This is a genomic window from Singulisphaera photorubra, from assembly GCF_045290345.1.
Lineage (GTDB): Bacteria > Planctomycetota > Planctomycetia > Isosphaerales > Isosphaeraceae > Singulisphaera.
In genome coordinates this window covers 8595253-8613187 of the sequence record NZ_CP155447.1, presented here as the reverse complement: position 1 = coordinate 8613187, position 17935 = coordinate 8595253, and the positions used below count along the sequence as shown (strand labels likewise).

Sequence of the window (17935 nt, the reverse complement as noted above, 5' to 3'; positions counted from 1 at the left end):
GGCTGCCCAGTTCCCCAGAGGGCTTACTCCTTCCCCATGTGGAGAGACACGATGAGTTCCAAGCCGACCTCGGTCAACAGCGCCCAGATGCCTCAGGAGAAACCCGACGCGGACTCCCCCATGGCATTCCCAGCCCCTCATCCGAGAACGTCAGATGCAATCAAGGGCAATTCCGACCAGGACCTCGAGCGATTGCAGGGCACCTGGAGGTCAATCGCAATGGTCTTTGATGGTCGGAGGATTCCCCCGGCGGCACTGGAGCATCGCCGCATCATTGTGATCGACGACAAATTTGCCGTTGTCGATAAAGACCGAACCCTCCGCCGGGGAACGTTACAAATCAACGCAACCACGACGCCCAGGCAGATCGATACCCTGCCCGCCGATGGCCCGAACACAGGCAAGATCAACCAGGGTATCTATGAATTGGCCAACGACATTCTCCGGATCTGCTGGGCCCCGCCGGGCGAGCCACGGCCTACGAACTTCAGTTCCGAACCCGGCTCCAAACAGTGGACGGTGACCGATCAGAAGGAGACTTCGGACATGATGGCCGAATTGAGTCGCGTGATCGCCGTCACCTGTGAGTCTCCAGGGTGCCCCGGCGTCCATCAGTCGCGCGTCCACCACCGCGACTTTCCAGAACTTTACGGCGAGGGAGAGACTCCCTACGACGCGGCCCTCATCCTGCTCAAACACCTCCTCACTGAGAGTGGCATGATTGCCGACGGCTGGCATCACGAAATCCTCGATCAAGTGATCGCTGAGGTCCGATCGTTCGTGGATCGGGTTTCCTAAACCGAGCAAGAAATGCTCAAAGTCAGCGACTGAACATCGACCGACAGGAACGACCCGATCGCTCCGGCCTCTACCTGAGGGGGAGAAGCGGGGTGGGGGATTCCACACGGACTCATGCGAGGCCCCTCCGTCGAGCGAAGGAGTTCCGAGTGAAATGGGGATTCGAACAGGCAAAGGCCCGTGTGAGCAAGCCACATCTGATCGCCTTACTTCTCGATGGAGATCGGGCTCAAAGCGGAGATTCCTGAGGGTGGGTGGACCGTCGCGACGGGGAGACCGAGTGCCGCCTGACTTCATGAGACGATCGAGCAGGCGATCCCCCCGCTGTTCACTCGGAGCCGGGACGGATTCGTTGAGGTGATGGTCCACGCCATGCCGCGGAACAGGTCATTCTTCAACACCCACCGAATGGTCCGGCAGTACGTACTCAATGCGTATTAAAAACAGGGGCCGACTCTCATCAACTTCGTGGCCAACTGAGATGGGCGATCCGAACATGTGCAGCTCAATGGCGAACCGCTCAAGGTTAGCACTGGGCGGAATTTTTCCATTTGGCCGTTTGGTGATCAGCGACTTCCGATTGCGTTCCCGGTCGACCTCAACCCGCGATGACATGCCCCTGCCACACCCGAGTGAACGACAGGCCTCAACCCGTGAGCAGAAGGCCGGGGTTTGGGCTCACGGTTTGGGTTCAGCCCACAACACCCTGAGCGAGCATTAAATTCCAAAACCTTGCATATCCCCACACGTAAAATACAATCGCGAATGCCGTCCCTACGCAAGGGCGTGAGGCATGACAATGGAAGACACGCCCATTGCTGGACCGAGGGGCCGCGGCGACCCACCGCCTCTACCATCGAGAGCGAGATTCCGCACAGGGTGGGGGGGGCAGAGGTAGGGAATGATGACAGACCTCATCCTCTTTGCAGGCACAGCCAACCCAGCGCTGGCCACGGCGATTGCTACCGAACTCGGCGTGCGGCTCGCCGTTTGCACGGTCGATCGATTCCCCGACGGTGAGACGACCGTGCAGCTCGGCGAGTCGGTGCGTGGCCGCGATGTCTTCCTCATCCAATCGACGGGGCCGCCAGTCAACGACCATCTCATGGAACTGCTGGCCTGCGTCGACGCGTGCCGACGGTCGGCCGCCGGGCGGATCATTGCCGTCGTCCCCTACTTCGGATACGCCCGGTCCGACAAGCGGCACGGCCGACGCGAGCCGATCAACGCCAGCCTGGTCGCCAGCCTGATGCAGGCCGCCGGCATCGACCACGTCGTCACGGTCGACCTCCACGCGGCCCAGATCGAGGGCTTCTTCCACATCCCGGTCGACAGCCTCACGGCAGTACCCACGCTCTGTCAGGCGCTGCGGGACAGGCTCCCGCCCGAGGCGGTCGTAGTCTCGCCGGATGCGGGTCGGGTGAAGATGGCAACCGAGTACGCGGCTCGACTCGGTGCCCCGGTCGTCGTCCTCCACAAACGGCGGGGCGGCTCCGCCGAGACGGCGGTGACGCACGTCGTCGGCGACGTACGTGGCCGGGCCTGCCTGATCATCGACGACATGATCTCGACCGGGGAGACGCTTGCGCAGGCCATCAAGGCCCTGCTCGCGGCCGACGCTCGACCGGAGATCACGATCGCCGCTACCCACGGGCTGTTCATCGGCGACGCCTTGACCAGGCTGAGTCATGAAACCGTCCGGCGGGTGTTCATCACCGACACGACGGCCCAGACCGAGTCGACGTGGCCGCCGCTCCAGGTCGTTTCGGTGGCCCCGCTGCTCGCGGCGGCAATCCGCCAGATCGGAGCCGACGGATCGCTCGGAGACCTCTTCCTGGACGCTCCGGTTCCGGCCCAGGCCGTAAAGGCCCAAGAAGGTTGCGAGCGACAATCATGCTGACCGCAATCCATGCTCGACCTTCAATCGGAAGCGGGCCGGCACGCCCCGAAAACGCACGGCCGAGTGAGTGAAGGGCGTGATGTCCCCGAGTCGTTCCCTCCCGGGCGTTTGAAGGAAGGTCATGCCCGTGCGAATGAGAAGGCGAGCATCAATAACGAGTTTGAAACGAACAGGAAGGACCGCCGCCATGCCACAGGGAAGCAAAACAGTGCAGACGCAACGAGAGGTAACGATCCCGATCGCCGGAAGGCAGTTGAGTGGAACGTTAGGTCTGCCGCAAGTCGCCTCGGGGATCGTCCTGTTCGCCCACGGCAGCGGGAGCGGGCGGTTTAGCCCCCGCAACCAGTTCGTCGCCGAATCGCTTCAGCACGCAGGGCTGGGAACCCTGCTGATCGACTTGCTGGGCGAGGACGAGGCCGCGGACCGACGCAAGGTGTTCGACATCGAGCTGCTGGCAGAGCGGCTCCTGGCCGCGGCCCTCTGGCTGAGCCACGAGCCCGCGACCCACGACCTTCGCCTGGGATACTTCGGGGCCAGCACCGGTGCCGCGGCGGCTTTGGTCGCGGCCGCGCGCCGCCCGGAGCTCGCCTGGGCAGTCGTCTCGCGCGGTGGCCGCCCCGACCTGGCGAGCACGGACTTGCCGGACGTCATGGCCCCCACATTGCTGATCGTCGGCGGCCTCGACGAGGTCGTCATCGAACTGAACCGCCAGGCAATGGCACTGCTGCGCTGTCCAACGGAACTCGTTGTCATCCCCGGGGCGACCCACCTTTTCCCCGAGCCAGGAACCTTGGAAGAAGTCGCCCACCTCGCGGAGCAGTGGTTCCTCCAGCACCTCGGCTCCGGTTCCCAGTCCCCCCCGAATCGCGCGGGCCGGATCGGCGATCGAGCTCCCCGCTCCGAAGGAGGATGACGTGGCAACGAGGCATTTGAAGACCCGTCCCGAGTGGGAAAACGCGCTGAGGAGTGGACTCAAGACGATCGACGCACGGCTGGTGACCGACGACATCGCCGGGCTGGAGGTGGGTGACGTCGTTCAGTATCCCGGCGTTCGGGCCAGGGTACTCCGGGTGCAGTTTTACCCCGGCTTTGGGGACCTGCTGACCTACGAGGACTGGAATCGGATTGCCCCTGGGGCCGCCGGCCCCGAGGCCGTGCGGCACCTCCTGGAAGCCGGCCACTCCGTGACGGTCCACCAGACCGGGGCGGTGGCCATCGAACTGGAGCCCGCGGCCGATTGAAGCACACCCCAAGGAGCGGCACCTCCTCAAACAGGTACCGACGAACTGAGGCCCGCCATGATTGCAACAAGACCTGCAGAGATTCAAGTGCTTTTGGATCGCCCTCGAGGAGTGGGAATGGTCGTGAGCTGCTATGCCGACACCTCAGTCGCCGAGGGATTCGAGACCCACTGGCGCGTGCACCTCAAGGCCGAGACCACCCGGATCCGGGAACTCCTGGCTGGCGAGCCCGAATCGCTGGTGGAGTTCGAGCGGCAGTTGGAGACCATCCGGCAGTCGATCGAATCCTCTGAGGGCCGCCACGCGCAGGGCATGGCCGTCTTCGCCACCTCAAGCTGGGATGAGGCTCTGGCCTTGCCGTCCGACGAGCCTTACGAAGCGCAACTCGTTGTCGATGAAGAGCCCTACCTGGTGCCTCTGCTGGTGGCGAACTACCGACGTCGCGCCTATCTGGTGGTACTGACCGACACGCATCGCGGCCGCCTCTATGCGTCCATCCCAGGCAAGGCGGAACTCCTTGATGAATTGGACGAGGCCGTGCCAGGAAAGAACCGGTCCTCGGGCCAGCGCTGGGGGAAGCAGCAGGCGACCATCGACCGGCATCGCAAGGACCATATCCTCCACTACCAGAAGGAACTCTCGCAGCACGTGGAGCGAGCTTGGGCGACCGGTTCCTACCAGGGAATCATCCTACTTGGCGAGCATGAGGTCCTCGAAAATTTCCGCGGATTACTCCCGAAGCGGCTTGGCGACCGGGTGGTCCACGAAGCACCACACGCTTGGGCCGGAAATCAGCCCGAGATCCGCGACCAGGTTCGCGAGGTAGTCGACGCTGCGATCACGGGCCAGCAGGACCGGCTCTTGGAGGAGATCGGTCGCCGCCTCCAAGCGGGTTTCGCGGTGGCATCGGGGCCTCAGGAAGTGATCGTGGCCCTGAGCAACGGCCAGGTTCTCGACATGGTCGTCGGTCCCGACCTGGGCGAGGTCGGCTCCCTCTGTTCGGGATGCCGATCTCTCTTCGCCTTCGAAGTGGCGACCTGCCCGTATTGCAAAGCGCCCTGCGACAAATCCAACCTCTGGCAGGAGATCCTTGAGCAGGCCGTACGACACAACGTTGCCGTCCACTTCGTGTCCGCCGAAAAAAGGGGCGTTGTACCCGGTGGCGTGACGGCCTTACTCGCACACGACGACCCCCAGTGGGCACCGACCGCGTCGATCGCCCCCGAGACTGCGGAACGCGGAGACTGAACCACTCGCATTGATTGGCCAACCAACCGGCCCGTTGGCCATGCCCCATCGTCTTCAGGAGAACTTTGCCTCAATCTTCATAAAAGCCCGGGGATCGACCCGGAGGGCGTCGCCTGGGGCGTATTCAAAGTCCTCGAGAAACACATGCCGGCGGGCGGGATCGGGAATCTCAAGGCAATCCTCCCTGCTGAGATCCGCTCGCTCCGGCCTGAACGGGAGGGATGCCATACCTCCGAAAGCATCGGGATCGAGGTGCTCGAACGGTCGTGAGGGTACAAGAACCGCCCGCGCGATGCGGGCCCAGGAGACAGCGATGCAGGACGAATTCTTCATCGACGAGCAGGGACGATTTCAGATGGCCACGGATGACCTCACCGCCTTCATGGAGTTTTTGCAAGCGAACAAGATTCTGTGCTCCGCTGAAGAGCCGAGCGCCTTCACTGCGGAGGGACGAACCTACGGCTATGGGCGTCTCCATCACCTCTACGACGCGGAGGCGGCAGAAGACCTCCACCGTCATTGGAACCGTGATCGAGAAGAAAGCCGAACGAGTCAGCCCCAGAGAAGTTGAGAGATCGGCACCGCCAAGCGCGGCGGTCAGAGCCGATCCCCGCGTGTCGCCGCGACCGCCCCGGGTGCCAGGACGGTCAAACCCCAGTCTCGCGACAAGCTGAGGAGGCTTCGAATGAAGCACCATTTCTCGCCCCTCCTGATCGTGGCATCCTCGTCGACCCGGCCAGAATCGGGATATCGGCTTCGCACTAACTCCACCTTTTCGGATCGGAGCGGCCTGGGAGACCGTAAGGCACGCCTGGAGAGCCAACAAAAGCAGAGGAGATGATCATGAGACTTCCCCTACAGATCACCTTCCACAACCTCTCCCGCTCGGACGAAATCGAGGCAAGGATCCGCGAGGAGGCGGAGCGCCTGGACGAGGTCTACGACCGGATCATGAGCGGCCGCATCGTCGTCGACGTGCCACACCGCCACCACAAGGAGGGCAACCTTTACCAGGTCCGCATCGATCTGAAGGTCCCCGGTGAAGAGATCGTGGTGAAGCACGACCCGGCCGAACATTCGGAGCATCGTGTCCTCGACCTCGCGATCCGCGACGCCTTCGGCGAGGCGAGGCGCCGGCTGGAGGAACACGCCCGGATCGAGCGGGGCCAGGTCAAGGGCCACGCGTCGCTCCCCCACGCCCGGGTCGCCTGGCTCAGTCCGGAGTCCGGCTCTGGCTTCCTCGCGACGCCCGATGGGCGCGAGATCTACTTCCACAAGCACAGCGTTCTCGAGGGCGGGTTCCCCGACCTGGAGGTCGGCATGGAGGTCCGCTTCGTCGAGGAGCAGGGCGAGAAGGGGCCCCAGGCCAGTACCGTGCAACCCGTCGGCCGCCATGGTGGGCATTGACCCGCGTCGAGGATACGCCCGAGGTGGGGTGACGGCAAAGTGAATGGGGATCGTGACTGACGTGGGCCGACGCCGAGGAGACGCCAAGGCCCGTGGAGCTTAACCACATCCGATGAGGAGGGGACGATGAAGCGATCGTGTTGGGGAGCAACGGCAGTTGGGACGATCCTGGTCGCCGTCGTGATGGCGGCGGGAGCCCAGGAACAGCGCAAAGATCGCGATCAGGAGCCCCGCAAGGGCCAAGAGGAGCCCCGGCGGAAGGGCATGATGATGCGAGGCATGATGGGCCCGCGCATGCCGATGGAAGGTATGATGCCGATGATGATGGAGATGCACCGGCAGCATGCGGCCATGGAGAGTCAATGGGAGGCGACCGACCAGGGCGTCTTCGTGCTGCGACCCGACAAGCTGGTGAAGTACGATAAGGATCTCACGCTGGTCAAGTCCGTGGACCTGCCTGCGCCGCCGATGATGCCCCACTCCGGTGAAGATGCGGATGAGCCCAGAGGAAGACCGAGGATGCAGAGAGGCATGGGGGAAATGCGGCAGATGATGGCCCGAATGCATGGGGCTCTCCCGGCGAAGCTCGCCGTGACCCCAGACGCCGTGCTCGTGTCGAGAGGGAGCCGCCTGATGAAATTCAGCCGTGACCTGGAACTCGAGAAGTCGGTTGATCTTGTCGAGGTCAAACCGATGAGGTGCCCGATGTGCGGACATATCATGGGAAATATGGAGGAACGCAGGCAAGACAGTCGGGACGATGAGAATTAGAAGTTCTCGACGTTACGGTGAGGATGAAGCCAATCGACAGAAGCGTCCGGTGCGCCACGTCGCCGTCATTGAGGCTGACGAAACGGCCTGGCAGCGAGGCCCCATTTTTTTTTTGAAACAGACGCCCGTCGATTGGCTTGGTTCCATTGCAGGACGGAGTTGATCCTCGCCAACTCCGACCCCGTTGAAATCCGCAATGCCCTCGTTTGGGGGGCGGGGATTCCTTCTCGACAGACCTGGACTCCTCCTCCCGCCGCTCGCCCTCAACGGACCTCGACCTTGGTCGGTTGAACGTGACGGATCACCGCCTCCCGACGGTCGTGGTCCCGCTCCATGAACTCGCCCTGGCCAGCCTCCCAAATAACACAACACAAGCATATCTCACGGTCGCAGTAAGGGAAAAGTTTGGGCCAGGTGGCGGACGCCTGTCACTCAGTTCGGAGGGAATCCGGCTGCCGATCACCAAAGTTTCTACGACTTCTTCTTGCCGCCCCAGCCGTCGGCCACTTTGAGCCACTTCTTGTGGCGGGCCACCTCCTCCTGGGCCTCCTCCACGATCGTCTCGCACACCTGCTTACAGAGCCGCTCCACCAGCGGATCGTCGAGCGTGTAAAAGACCTGCAAGCCCACCTTACGGCGATCCACCAGTCCCGCCTCGGCCAGCATTTTGAGGTGTTTGGAGACGTTGGCCTGATTTCGGCCGGTCTCCTCAACCACCTGAGTGACGTTCCGCTCCCCCTGCATCAACGTGCGGAGGATCGCCAGCCGGGTCGGGTCGGCGAGCATGCGGAACTTCTCGGCCATCAGGTCCAGAAAGTCGTCGGGGATCGGAGCGGCCATAACTTGACTAAACAACCAATCAGGAATATAGTAGTTTTCAGTGCCAAGAATATTGTAGCACGGCGGTCAGCGTTGGGAAGTCGTTGCCATGGAGAGGCAGGTCAGGAACCAGGAACTCCTGCCCCTCGTGGCGCTAATCCGATGGTTCGTTTTGAACCGCTGGGTCCGCCTTGGATAGGCGTCATCCTCTGCGTGGGCGGCACTTGTACGGCGTCGCTTGGCAGGCGAAGTGCGATGTGCGACCGACTGAATAAGCGGTTCAGACACTCGAAGCGTTCATGAATTCCGACAGGGGGCATAGCGTGTCACAAGTCATGAGGTTGGGTTTATTCGGCGCCATCCTGGTCTCGGCCATGGCCCAGACGGTCCACTCCGAAGACAAGGCCGAGGACGGCCCGCTGAAAGTGGTCGTCCACGTCAACTTCCCCGAGTCGGGCGTTCAGGGGGCCGGCTTGAAGAACGTGTCGAAAGTCCTCATGGAGGCCCCAGACACCCAGGTCGAGGTCGTCTGCCACGGGGCAGGGATCGGCCTGGTCGAGAAGGCCCGCACCGACCATGTCGAGGCCGTCGGGGCCCTGATCAAGAAAGGCGTCCGCTTCGTCGCGTGTGAGAACACAATGCGGCAGAAGTCGATCCGCAAGGAGGACCTGCTGCCAGGCGTCGGAACGGTTCCCTCGGGGGCCCTCGAGGTCATCCGCAAGCAGCAGAGGGACGGCTTCGCTTACTTCAAGCCATGAGTTCAGATCTCCGGTCGGACACCTGGAATCAAGTGGAGAGAAGATGATGGAGGTTCGGACGATCCTACCGAAGGAACTTGAGGCCTTGCGACGACAGGGGCGAACCGTCGAATTGATCGACGTGCGAACCCCGGTGGAGTATCGGGAGGTCCACGCCGAGGGCGCACGGTCGGTCCCCCTGGACCGGCTCGAGCCCAGGACTTTGATCGAGGTCGGCAACGGCACGAGGGAGGAACCGCTCTACCTGATCTGCCGCTCGGGCAGCCGGGGGCGACAGGCTTGCGAGGCGTTTCACGCCGCTGGGTTCACGAACGTCGTCAACGTGGAGGGAGGAACCACGGCCTGGGAGCAGGCCGGACTTCCCGTCATCCGGGGCAAGAAGGCCGTCTCTCTGGAGCGGCAGGTGCGGATCGCCGCCGGGGCACTGGTCGTCGTCGGCACGGTACTCGGGGCGTTCGTGCATCCGGGCTTCCTCGGCTTGTCCGCGTTCATCGGGGCGGGGCTGGTTTTTGCAGGCGTCACGGACACCTGCGGCATGGGGATGATGCTGGCCCGCATGCCCTGGAACCAGGCCGAGCCGGGGGCGGCGACATGCTCTCGCTGATCGGACCGCGGCTCTTGTTTGCGGTCTCGTCGGGAGTGAACGGCGGGGGGCACACCGCCCTGGGCCTCGTCTTCGGCTCGATCGTCGGATTCTCGCTGGGCTTGACCGGCGGCGGCGGGTCGATCTTCGCCGTGCCACTGCTGGTCTATGGCCTGGCAGTACGGCCCCGTGAAGCGATCGGCGTGTCGCTGGCCGCCGTGGGGGCGACCGCCCTGGTCGGCGGACTGCGGCGGCTGGCGCGGGGCGAGGTTGAGGTCCGCACCGGCCTGCTTTTCGCCGCCGCCGGGATGATCGGCGCTCCGGCGGGCTCGTGGCTGGGTGGCCGGGTACCTGAGGGGGTGCTGTTGATCCTGTTCGCCGCCTTGATGGTCGCCGTCGCCGTGCGGATGTGGCGCCAGGCCGTCCGCCGACCCGAGGAGTCACGGGCGGTCCGTGCCGAGTCCAGGCCCAGGGCCCACGAGCAAGGGCCGTCCTGCCGCCGTGATCCGAGCGGCCGGCTCAGGATGACCTCCCGTTGCTTTGCCGTTCTGATCCTCGCGGGGCTGGTCGCGGGCGTGCTCTCCGGGCTCTTCGGCGTCGGCGGGGGGTTCGTCATCGTCCCCGCCCTGGTGCTCGTCACCGGAATGGGCATCCACCGGGCCGTCGCCACCTCGTTGCTGGTCATTGCCCTGGTCAGCGTCTCGGGCGTGGCGTCGTACCTGGCCGCCGGTCGGCCGCTCCCCTTGTCGCTGACGGGTCTGTTCGTCGCCGGGGGGCTCGCCGGGATGGAGTTTGGAGCTCTGACGAGCCGGCATCTGGGCGGCCCCGGACTGCAAAAGCTCTTCGCCGCGGCGATGGTCGCCGTGGCCGCGTTCATCGTGTTGAAAAGCCAATTTTGACCCAGGAGCGTTCCCGTGTACTTCCACCAGCGGTTCGTGCCCGGCCTGGCGATTTACAGCTATTTGGTGGGCGATGAGAAGTCGAAGCAGTGTGCCGTCATCGATCCGACGAGGGACGTGGGTGAGTACCTGGAGCTCGCCAAGCGGGAGGGCCTGCGGATCACGCACGTCCTGGAGACCCACGTCCACGCCGACTTCGTGAGCGGTTCTGCCGAGTTGAAGGCTCGGCTGGGCGGCGAGGCGAAGGTTGTCGTCTCCGGCATGGGGGGCGCCGAGTGGACGCCCCCGTACGCCGACCAGGTAGTGGGCGACGGCGACGAGATCACCTTGGGGACCGTGCGGCTGAAAGCGATCCACACACCCGGCCACACCCCCGAGCACGTCTCCTGGGCGTTGTACGACGACACCCGCAGCAAGGACACGCCCTGGCTGGTCTTCACGGGTGACTTCCTGTTCGTGGGCGACGTGGGCCGTCCCGACCTGCTCGGCGACGAGGCCCGCAAGATGCTCGCCCACCAGCTCTATCACAGCGTCTTTGAAAAGTTGCCGGTGTTGCCCGACTTCACCGAGGTCTATCCCGGCCACGGGGCCGGCTCGCTCTGCGGCAAGGCGATCGGCTCTCGAAGCACCTCCAGCCTCGGCTATGAACGACGGTTCAGCGGGGCACTCCAACGGCGGGAGGAGCCCGACTGGGTTTTGAACCTGCTGAAGGGGATGCCAATCGCCCCGCCTTACTTCCGCAGGATGAAGAAGGTCAATGCCGGAGGGCCAAAGGTCCTCGGCCCTGAACTTCCGGGCCAGAGACGATTCACGGCGAACGAGGTCCACGAGCGAGTCTGCGAGCATTGTTTGATCGTGGACGTGCGGCCCAAGGAGGCGTTCGCCGCGGCCCACATCCCCGGCTCGGTCAACATCCCGCTCGGGAACAACCTGCCGACTTGGGCGGGCTGGGTGCTGCCCTACGACCACCCGATCCTGATTGTGCCCGACGACCCCGCGGACCTGCCCGAGGTCGTCACACACCTACTGCGGGTCGGGTTCGACGAAGTGCAGGGCTACCTGGAAGGGGGGCTGGCCGACTGGGAGACCCACGGCTTCGCGCTGGGTCGACTCGAGACGACCTCCGTCCACGAATTCGCCGCCAAATTGGGCCAAGGGGCCGCTCGCCCGTTCGTGCTCGACGTGCGCACCGAGTCAGAGTGGGACTCCGGGCACGTCGAAGGGGCGCTCCACATCCACGGCGGCAAGCTCCAGGAGCGGATGACGGAGGTGCCGCGAGACCGGCCGGTAGCGGTGGTCTGCGGCTCGGGCTACCGGGCCTCGATCGCCGCCTCGTTCCTGAAGCGGGAGGGATACGCGGACGTGACCAATGTGCTCGGCGGGATGGCCGCCTGGAAGGCCGCCGGGCTGCCGATGGTGAAGGACTGAGAGTCGAGAAGAACTTCAACCGTGGAGGAATCCAAATGTTGCCTCTCACTCGTCGAAATCTATGGATTGCGCCATCCCTGGTGGTCGCCCTCGGGGGCCTGCTGGCCATGGCCGGAGCCGCCCCGCAGGCCGGGGCGACGCAGCCGAACGCCGAACCGGGGTCGAAGGGACACGGCAAGATGGTCTTCGTCCTGACTACCGGGCTTGAGGACGTCCAATCGGTAAACATGGCGATCCGTCACGCGGGGATGGCGCTCAAGTCGGGCTACCTCGACGACTCCGTGCTCCTGGTCTACGGCCGGTCTGTCCAGGCATTCTCCAAGGACATCACCGCCAAACCCCCGCAGGTGGCCGCCGCCATCAAGGAAGCCAAGGAAGCCGGTGTCCGCATCGTCGTCTGCGGCGAAGCGCTCAAGCGATTCGACATCCCCAAGGAGAAGCTCGAACCGGGGGTCGATGAGGTCGTGCCCAACTCGATCGTGACCCTGGCCGAGTTGGTGTCCAAGGGCTATCAGATCATTAAATACTGAGACATGAGGCCAACAGATGTTCGCACTGAAAACCATTCTCACCTTGGCGTTCGTCGGCATGCTGCTGGCAGGGAACGCCGCCGCCCAACCGGCGAGCCGTGCCCCGGCGGACGGAGAACGATCGATCACGCTGGCTTACATCGCTGACCTACACGCCCAACTGGAACCCCACGCCGAGCACTTCTGGCACGGTGTCAAGGAGGAAACGGCGACGGCGGGCGGGGTCGCCCGGATCGCCTCGGCGATCGAGGCGATTCGCCAGCAGCGGCCCGGCAGGGTGCTCTTCATGGACGCCGGGGACACGATCCAGGGCTCGGCCGACGCCGCATGGACCGAGGGCCGAACGGTCGTTGGACCCATCAACGCTATGAAGCTCGACCTGGGAATCCCCGGCAACTGGGAGGTGGTCTACGGCGCCAAGCCTCTGGAGGAACGGGCCAGGGAATTCCACCACCCGCTGATCGCCGCCAACCTGCGGGATGCGAAGTCGAACAAGCTCATCTTCCCGCCCTACCTCGTGAAGGAGGTGGGCGGGGTCCGCATCGGCGTGCTCGGGTTCACCGACCCCGACGTGCCGGAACGTCAGCCGCCAAGTTACAGCAAGGGGCTGTCCTTCGACGGGGACGAGGTGCTCCCGCCGCTGATCGACGAGCTGAGGAACCGGGAGAAGGTGGATGTCGTCGTGCTCCTCACCCATGTCGGCCTGCCCAAGTCGATCCGCCTGGCCGAAACGCTGAAGGGAGTGGATTTCGTCTTCTCGGGGGACACTCACGAGCGGACCTACGAGCCGATCGTCCGGGGTGAGACCTGGGTCGTCGAGCCCGGCAGCTTCGGCTCGTTCCTGGGCCGCTTGGATCTCACCGTCCGAGCAGGCAAGGTCGTCGATCGTAAGTGGGAGCTGATCGAGTTGCGGGCCGACCGTTTTGCCGAGGACCTGGAGGTCAAGCGGGTCGTCGACGAGACCCTGGCTCCCATGAGGCCAAGGCTCGACAAGATCATCGGCCACACGGCCGTCCCGCTCATGCGGTACAACGTTGTGGAAACGAGCCTCGATGATGTCCTCTCGGACGCCTTGCGGGAGGCGGCCGGGACGGAGATCGCCCTGTCCAACGGCTTCCGCTTCGCGCCGCCGCTCCCCGCCGGCCCCGTTCGGGAGTCCGACCTCTGGAATTGGTATCCCATCACCACGAAGCTCAAGCTCGGCAAGGTCACGGGACGGCAGCTCCGGGCGTTCTGGGAGCGGGAGTTGGAGCATGTATTCGCCACGGACCCGACCAAGCTGTTCGGCGGCTGGGTGCCGCGGCCCTCGGGAATGACCTTGCGGTTCGCCGCTCACGCCCCCGCGGGCCAACGCATCCGGGAGCTCCGGGTCGGCGGAATCCCAGTAGAGGATGACCGGGCCTACACCCTGGTTGCCTGCGAGCGGGAAGGAGACGCGGACGACAAGCTCTGCCGGATCCCGCATGTCCGGGAACCCCGAGTCCTGGCCCTCGATGCTCACCAGGCAGTCCGACAATTCCTTGCCAAGCACTCGCCGCTAGCGGCTCCCGAGGGTGGGCGAGTTGTTGCCGTGGACTTGCCCCCCGTCGTCCGCTCCCAGGCCATACCGTCCAGCCCTCCGGTTGGAGCGGGATCACGGTGACCTACCAACAACAAACGCGGCACATACAGCGGTTTACCCGCGAGCCGCTTACATCGTTGGAGCCGGGGGCTGTGACCCCGGGGCGAATGCCAAGAACGGGGTCACAGACCCCGGCTACAAAGTGGTTTCGGCCGCCATGATCCGCGTGTTACCCAATGTTGACACTCCCCACGTCTAAAGGCGGGGGATTCTCGGTTCGACACCAACAGCCTCGATACGAGGTCTTACACTGGCTCCCCGAGCGTTTCGACTCTCCGTCTGCCCGACGGCGAGCATCCTCAACCCTTCGTCCCTGATGTTGCACGCGGCGAGGAAGTCCCGCTTGTGATGGGCCCCGCATTCGCAATCCCACTCCCGATCTTTGAGCGTGAGATTGCCATTGAGGGCGCCGCATGCGTTGCACATCTTCGACGAAGGGAACCAGCGGTCGATGACCACCAGATGTTTGCGGTTCCACAGGCACTTGTATTCGAGCTGACGGCGGAATTCCCCCCACGAGGCATCGGTCACGCTCTTGGCCAGCTTGGTTCTCGCAAGGCCCTTCACGCTCAGATCCTCGATGCAGAGGCCGTCATGCTTTCCAACGAGTTCCGTGGACAACTTATGCAGGAAGTCGTTCCTTTGGTTGGCGGTCTTCCGGTGGATGCGAGCCACCTGGATTCGGGCCTTGATCTTCCGCTTGCTCCCCGGCTTGCGGCGGGAAACGGTTCGTTGCGCCTTGCGAAGTTTCTTCTGAGACTTGCGGAAGCACTTCGGGGCCGGGATCGGCTCCGATCCATCGGAGAGCGTGGCGAAGTCGATCAAACCCAGATCGATGCCGACCGACCGTTCCGGAGAAGGCGGCGACAGAGGTACGTCCGGCATCTCGAATTCGGCCGTGAGGCTGACATACCACTTGCCATCGATGGAACGGCGGAACGTGGCGCTTTTGGTCGGCTCATCGACGGGCTGGCTCTGATAGATGCGGACGGGGCCGATCTTGGGGATGACGACCTTGCCGTCGACAACCTTGACCCGCTGGGGGATGCGGAATCGCGCCCGGTCTCGCTTCCGGTTCTTGAACCTGGGGAACTTCGCCTTCATCCTCGGGTTGAAGTGGTTGTCGTAGGCTTGATACAGATCCTTGAGTACCTGTTGCAACGCCTGAGAATCCGCGTCCTTTAGCCACGCCGTCTCGGGCCGGGTCTTCAGTGCGGTCAACTCGGACGAGAGGGCGCTCATCGGGAGCGTCTTTCCGAATTCCCGGTAGTGCTCTTTCCGTCGCGAAAGCGCCCAGTTCCAGACCCACCGCCGAGCACCGGCCATGCGGTTAAGAGTATGGGCCTGCGCCTTCGTGGGCTTCATCCGGAATCGGTAGACTTTGCGATGCTTGGCCATGACTGTATTGTAGTTGTGTTGTGTTCACCAATCAATCAAATTCACGCCTTATATCCCCACGGATAAATCCGGGGGCTTTACGGCTAATCCTCGGTAAACCGCTGCAGGGATGTTTACTGCCGAACTGAAGTCGTTGCTGCCGGATCCGGACGACCGGACATGTTCACGCTCCACGTCTCATCGGGAGATTGAAGTGTTCTCGTGGATCCCACGCCACGAGGTTCGAGCCAGTGAGGAGCCGTCCCAGGTCATGGTGACCCCACTGACGAAAACAAAAAGGACGATCATCCGACTCCTGGGCCTCGATCTGAAAACCTACGGCCAGCCCTAGCCGCGCGGTCGGCCCGCCGACCGCGGAAAATGCCAAGATATTGGGCGAACGACATGCGAAAAGCAGGATAGGGAGGCTAGGATGTTCCCGATATCAGTACCGGGAACTGCCGTCATTCTTTTTAATCGCGCAATCCGTCACTAAAGTCACAACCCGCACAAGCCGACCAGTTAAACAGTCGACTACCGGCATGGCCGATTCGACGATTCGCTGAGGACGCTCATGAAGACCCCCGCATGAGCTAGGAGGTGATCGCCCATTACTTGCTCGGCGGGACTGCCGACAAGCGCAAACTCCTCAAGGACGAGGCAGATGAAGCATCTCTCACTGAGAATCTCGAACGCAAAGCAAATGAAGCACGTGATTGCGAGAGTGATCGCTTGCAGCTTCATGTTGCTGGTTCTGCCGTCCTGCGGAATCCCCCTCCGTAAGGCGGAGTCGCCACCAGGCCTGCCGGAAACCCTCAATGGAGGGACCAGCTCGGAAAACTCATCACAGCTCACGATCGAAGAGTTTTACCAGGATCCTGCGCTGACGAGCTTGATCTGCCAGGCAGTGGCCAGCAATCGAGAGCTGAAGGTCCTGAATGAGGACGTCCAGATCGCCAGCAACCAGATTCTGTCGCGGTCAGGGGCATACCTTCCCTTCGTCACTGCTGGGGCCGGCGCGGGGCTGAACAGAGCCAGCCGCTTCACGCTTGAGGGAGCCGCCGTACTCAACGACCCGTTCCTCCCCGGGCAGTTCTTTTCCCTTGCGCATGGAGAATTCGGGGGAGGCATCAACCTCAACTGGCAGTTGGACATCTATCGGCAACTGCGGAATGCCAGAGACGCGGCAGGGCAGCGCTTCAACGTCGCCCTTGAGAGGCGGAACTTCTTCATCACCCGTCTGGTCGCCGATGTTGCCGAGAATTATTACCGGCTGATGGCGCTCGACAAACGACTCGAGAATCTGAATCTCACCATCGAGCTTCAGGAGCGAAGCCTCGAGATCGCCCAGGCCCTGAAGGAAGCAGCCCGCATCACCGAGTTGGGTGTTCTGCGTTTCCAGGCCGAGGTTCGCAAGAACCAGAGCGAAAAGCTGATCGTGCATCAAGACATCGTCGTGACCGAGAACAAGATCAACTTCCTCCTCAATCGGTTCCCGCAGCCCGTCGAACGCGTGTCCGCGGGATTCTACGATCTGAACATAAACAGGCTGAGCGTCGGAGTGCCCTCTCAGTTGCTCCAGAATCGACCCGATATCCGCCAAGCCGAGCGCGATCTGGCGGCGACCGGACTCGATGTGAAGGTCGCCCGGGTTAACTTCTTTCCTCAACTCGTGATCAGCGGCGGCACCGGCCTCGAGTCCCTCGTCATCAATCACCTCTTCGAACCGCAAGCGGTGATTGGCACGATCGCGAGTGGCCTGGTCGGGCCCTTGGTCAACAAGAGAGCGATCAGGGCCGAGTATCTCACCGCGAACGCCAGGCAATTGCAGGCCATCTACACCTACCAGCGCGTCGTCCTCAACGCCTTCACTGAGGTTGTCAACCGCCTCTCCATGGTGGAGAAGTACACCACCAGCATCGAACTCAAGAAGCAGCAGATGGCAGCGCTCGAGGCCTCAGTCGAGGTCGCCAGCAATCTGTTTCAGAATGCCCGCGTCGAATACATCGACGTGCTGCTCGCCCAACGTGATCTCAGAGACGCGAGAGGGACCTTGATCGATACCAAAGTGGAGCAACTGGTTGCCATCGTCAACACTTATCAAGCCCTCGGCGGCGGCTTGTTGTCGAATCCCAATGCGGCAGTCGTTCCCGGTCAGAACCCGTACATCCACACGGTCAGCAGCGGCGAGACCTTCCGGACGATCTCGCAGCGCTACTACGAGTCGGAACGGTATTCCAAGGCACTCTGGGCGGCCAACAAGTCGGCCGTCCCCGCCCCCGACCGCCTGAAGGTCGGCGACAAGATCATCATCCCCCGGGCCGACCAACTCGACCAGTCCCTGATCGATGTGGGCCCCACGCCTGGCCCGGCCCGCCCCGGGACAGCGCCCGGCGACGAGCCGGCGATCCTTCCCCCGCCCGTTCCACCCCCCGCAAGCATGCCTGGCCCGTTCGGCGAGAAGGAGACCAGAGACCCCGCCGTCAAGGCCACCGGCGGCACCAAACCCGCTGTAGCCTCGCCGAATCCGGTGACGAGGAAGTGACCGACCGATT

17 protein-coding genes are annotated in these 17935 nt (G+C 63.4%); 15 read left to right on the top strand and 2 right to left on the bottom strand.

Going from position 1 to position 17935, the window contains the following annotated elements; genetic code table 11:
* Nucleotides 1-51 precede the first annotated feature (51 nt).
* From V5E97_RS32210 to V5E97_RS32175, 8 genes are all read left to right on the top strand, one after another.
* The gene (locus tag V5E97_RS32210; RefSeq protein WP_406695641.1) at nt 52-798 is read left to right on the top strand and encodes a TIGR03067 domain-containing protein; all 747 of its coding nucleotides are present in this window, start codon (nt 52-54) and stop codon (nt 796-798) included.
* 901 nt (nt 799-1699) lie between these two features.
* Nucleotides 1700-2698 (top strand): ribose-phosphate diphosphokinase, encoded by a 999-nt coding sequence (locus V5E97_RS32205; RefSeq protein ID WP_406695640.1) that lies wholly within the window; start codon nt 1700-1702, stop codon nt 2696-2698.
* A 208-nt stretch (nt 2699-2906) separates the two neighbouring features.
* The gene (locus V5E97_RS32200; RefSeq protein WP_406695639.1) at nt 2907-3611 is read left to right on the top strand and encodes a dienelactone hydrolase family protein; all 705 of its coding nucleotides are present in this window, start codon (nt 2907-2909) and stop codon (nt 3609-3611) included.
* Nucleotide 3612: 1 nt separating this feature from the next.
* Entirely contained in the window at nt 3613-3939 is a 327-nt protein-coding gene (locus V5E97_RS32195) for a hypothetical protein (protein ID WP_406695638.1), read from the top strand.
* A gap of 117 nt (nt 3940-4056) precedes the next feature.
* The gene (locus V5E97_RS32190; RefSeq protein WP_406695637.1) at nt 4057-5187 is read left to right on the top strand and encodes a baeRF10 domain-containing protein; all 1131 of its coding nucleotides are present in this window, start codon (nt 4057-4059) and stop codon (nt 5185-5187) included.
* Between the two features lie 313 nt (nt 5188-5500).
* Nucleotides 5501-5758, top strand: coding sequence for a hypothetical protein (locus tag V5E97_RS32185; RefSeq protein ID WP_406695636.1), 258 nt, complete (start codon nt 5501-5503; stop codon nt 5756-5758).
* A gap of 272 nt (nt 5759-6030) precedes the next feature.
* The gene (locus V5E97_RS32180; protein WP_406695635.1) at nt 6031-6594 is read left to right on the top strand and encodes a cold shock domain-containing protein; all 564 of its coding nucleotides are present in this window, start codon (nt 6031-6033) and stop codon (nt 6592-6594) included.
* Between the two features lie 126 nt (nt 6595-6720).
* Entirely contained in the window at nt 6721-7365 is a 645-nt protein-coding gene (locus V5E97_RS32175) for a hypothetical protein (RefSeq protein WP_406695634.1), read from the top strand.
* A 471-nt stretch (nt 7366-7836) separates the two neighbouring features.
* On the opposite strand, the gene V5E97_RS32170 is transcribed toward V5E97_RS32175, so the two are convergent.
* Entirely contained in the window at nt 7837-8205 is a 369-nt protein-coding gene (locus V5E97_RS32170) for an ArsR/SmtB family transcription factor (RefSeq protein WP_406695633.1), read from the bottom strand.
* Between the two features lie 314 nt (nt 8206-8519).
* On the opposite strand from V5E97_RS32170, the gene V5E97_RS32165 reads away from it, so the two are divergent.
* The 6 genes from V5E97_RS32165 to V5E97_RS32140 are packed head-to-tail and all read left to right on the top strand — an operon-like array spanning nt 8520 to nt 14024.
* Complete coding sequence (locus V5E97_RS32165) at nt 8520-8942, top strand: DsrE family protein (protein WP_406695632.1); 423 nt, start codon at nt 8520-8522, stop codon at nt 8940-8942.
* A 46-nt stretch (nt 8943-8988) separates the two neighbouring features.
* Entirely contained in the window at nt 8989-9546 is a 558-nt protein-coding gene (locus tag V5E97_RS32160; protein ID WP_406701253.1) for a rhodanese-like domain-containing protein, read from the top strand.
* Entirely contained in the window at nt 9534-10424 is an 891-nt protein-coding gene (locus V5E97_RS32155) for a sulfite exporter TauE/SafE family protein (protein WP_406695631.1), read from the top strand. Before V5E97_RS32160 ends, V5E97_RS32155 begins: the two co-directional genes overlap by 13 nt.
* 15 nt (nt 10425-10439) lie before the next feature.
* Nucleotides 10440-11852 (top strand): MBL fold metallo-hydrolase, encoded by a 1413-nt coding sequence (locus V5E97_RS32150; protein ID WP_406695630.1) that lies wholly within the window; start codon nt 10440-10442, stop codon nt 11850-11852.
* A 35-nt stretch (nt 11853-11887) separates the two neighbouring features.
* Nucleotides 11888-12382, top strand: coding sequence for a DsrE family protein (locus V5E97_RS32145; RefSeq protein ID WP_406695629.1), 495 nt, complete (start codon nt 11888-11890; stop codon nt 12380-12382).
* Nucleotides 12383-12398: 16 nt separating this feature from the next.
* Nucleotides 12399-14024 carry a bifunctional metallophosphatase/5'-nucleotidase gene (locus V5E97_RS32140; RefSeq protein WP_406695628.1) on the top strand — a complete coding sequence of 542 codons (1626 nt, stop codon included), beginning with the start codon at nt 12399-12401 and terminating at the stop codon, nt 14022-14024.
* Nucleotides 14025-14198: 174 nt separating this feature from the next.
* Here the strand turns inward: V5E97_RS32140 and V5E97_RS32135 are convergent, their stop codons facing one another.
* Entirely contained in the window at nt 14199-15401 is a 1203-nt protein-coding gene (locus V5E97_RS32135; RefSeq protein WP_406695627.1) for an RNA-guided endonuclease InsQ/TnpB family protein, read from the bottom strand.
* A gap of 643 nt (nt 15402-16044) precedes the next feature.
* Between V5E97_RS32135 and V5E97_RS32130 the strand changes: the two genes are divergently transcribed.
* A complete protein-coding gene (locus tag V5E97_RS32130) occupies nt 16045-17925 on the top strand; it encodes a TolC family protein (RefSeq protein WP_406695626.1) in 1881 nt (626 codons plus the stop codon).
* Nucleotides 17926-17935: the final 10 nt, after the last annotated feature.

What these genes read in the sequence shown, in the direction of transcription:
- V5E97_RS32210 (WP_406695641.1), top strand. Translation starts at nt 52, where the DNA reads ATGAGTTCCAAGCCGACCTCGGTCAACAGCGCCCAGATGCCTCAGGAG.
- V5E97_RS32205 (WP_406695640.1), top strand. Translation starts at nt 1,700, where the DNA reads ATGATGACAGACCTCATCCTCTTTGCAGGCACAGCCAACCCAGCGCTG.
- V5E97_RS32190 (WP_406695637.1), top strand. Translation starts at nt 4,057, where the DNA reads ATGGTCGTGAGCTGCTATGCCGACACCTCAGTCGCCGAGGGATTCGAG.
- V5E97_RS32185 (WP_406695636.1), top strand. Translation starts at nt 5,501, where the DNA reads ATGCAGGACGAATTCTTCATCGACGAGCAGGGACGATTTCAGATGGCC.
- V5E97_RS32180 (WP_406695635.1), top strand. Translation starts at nt 6,031, where the DNA reads ATGAGACTTCCCCTACAGATCACCTTCCACAACCTCTCCCGCTCGGAC.
- V5E97_RS32175 (WP_406695634.1), top strand. Translation starts at nt 6,721, where the DNA reads ATGAAGCGATCGTGTTGGGGAGCAACGGCAGTTGGGACGATCCTGGTC.
- V5E97_RS32170 (WP_406695633.1), bottom strand. Translation starts at nt 8,205, where the DNA reads ATGGCCGCTCCGATCCCCGACGACTTTCTGGACCTGATGGCCGAGAAG.
- V5E97_RS32165 (WP_406695632.1), top strand. Translation starts at nt 8,520, where the DNA reads ATGAGGTTGGGTTTATTCGGCGCCATCCTGGTCTCGGCCATGGCCCAG.
- V5E97_RS32160 (WP_406701253.1), top strand. Translation starts at nt 8,989, where the DNA reads ATGGAGGTTCGGACGATCCTACCGAAGGAACTTGAGGCCTTGCGACGA.
- V5E97_RS32155 (WP_406695631.1), top strand. Translation starts at nt 9,534, where the DNA reads ATGCTCTCGCTGATCGGACCGCGGCTCTTGTTTGCGGTCTCGTCGGGA.
- V5E97_RS32145 (WP_406695629.1), top strand. Translation starts at nt 11,888, where the DNA reads ATGTTGCCTCTCACTCGTCGAAATCTATGGATTGCGCCATCCCTGGTG.
- V5E97_RS32140 (WP_406695628.1), top strand. Translation starts at nt 12,399, where the DNA reads ATGTTCGCACTGAAAACCATTCTCACCTTGGCGTTCGTCGGCATGCTG.
- V5E97_RS32135 (WP_406695627.1), bottom strand. Translation starts at nt 15,401, where the DNA reads ATGGCCAAGCATCGCAAAGTCTACCGATTCCGGATGAAGCCCACGAAG.
- V5E97_RS32130 (WP_406695626.1), top strand. Translation starts at nt 16,045, where the DNA reads ATGAAGCATCTCTCACTGAGAATCTCGAACGCAAAGCAAATGAAGCAC.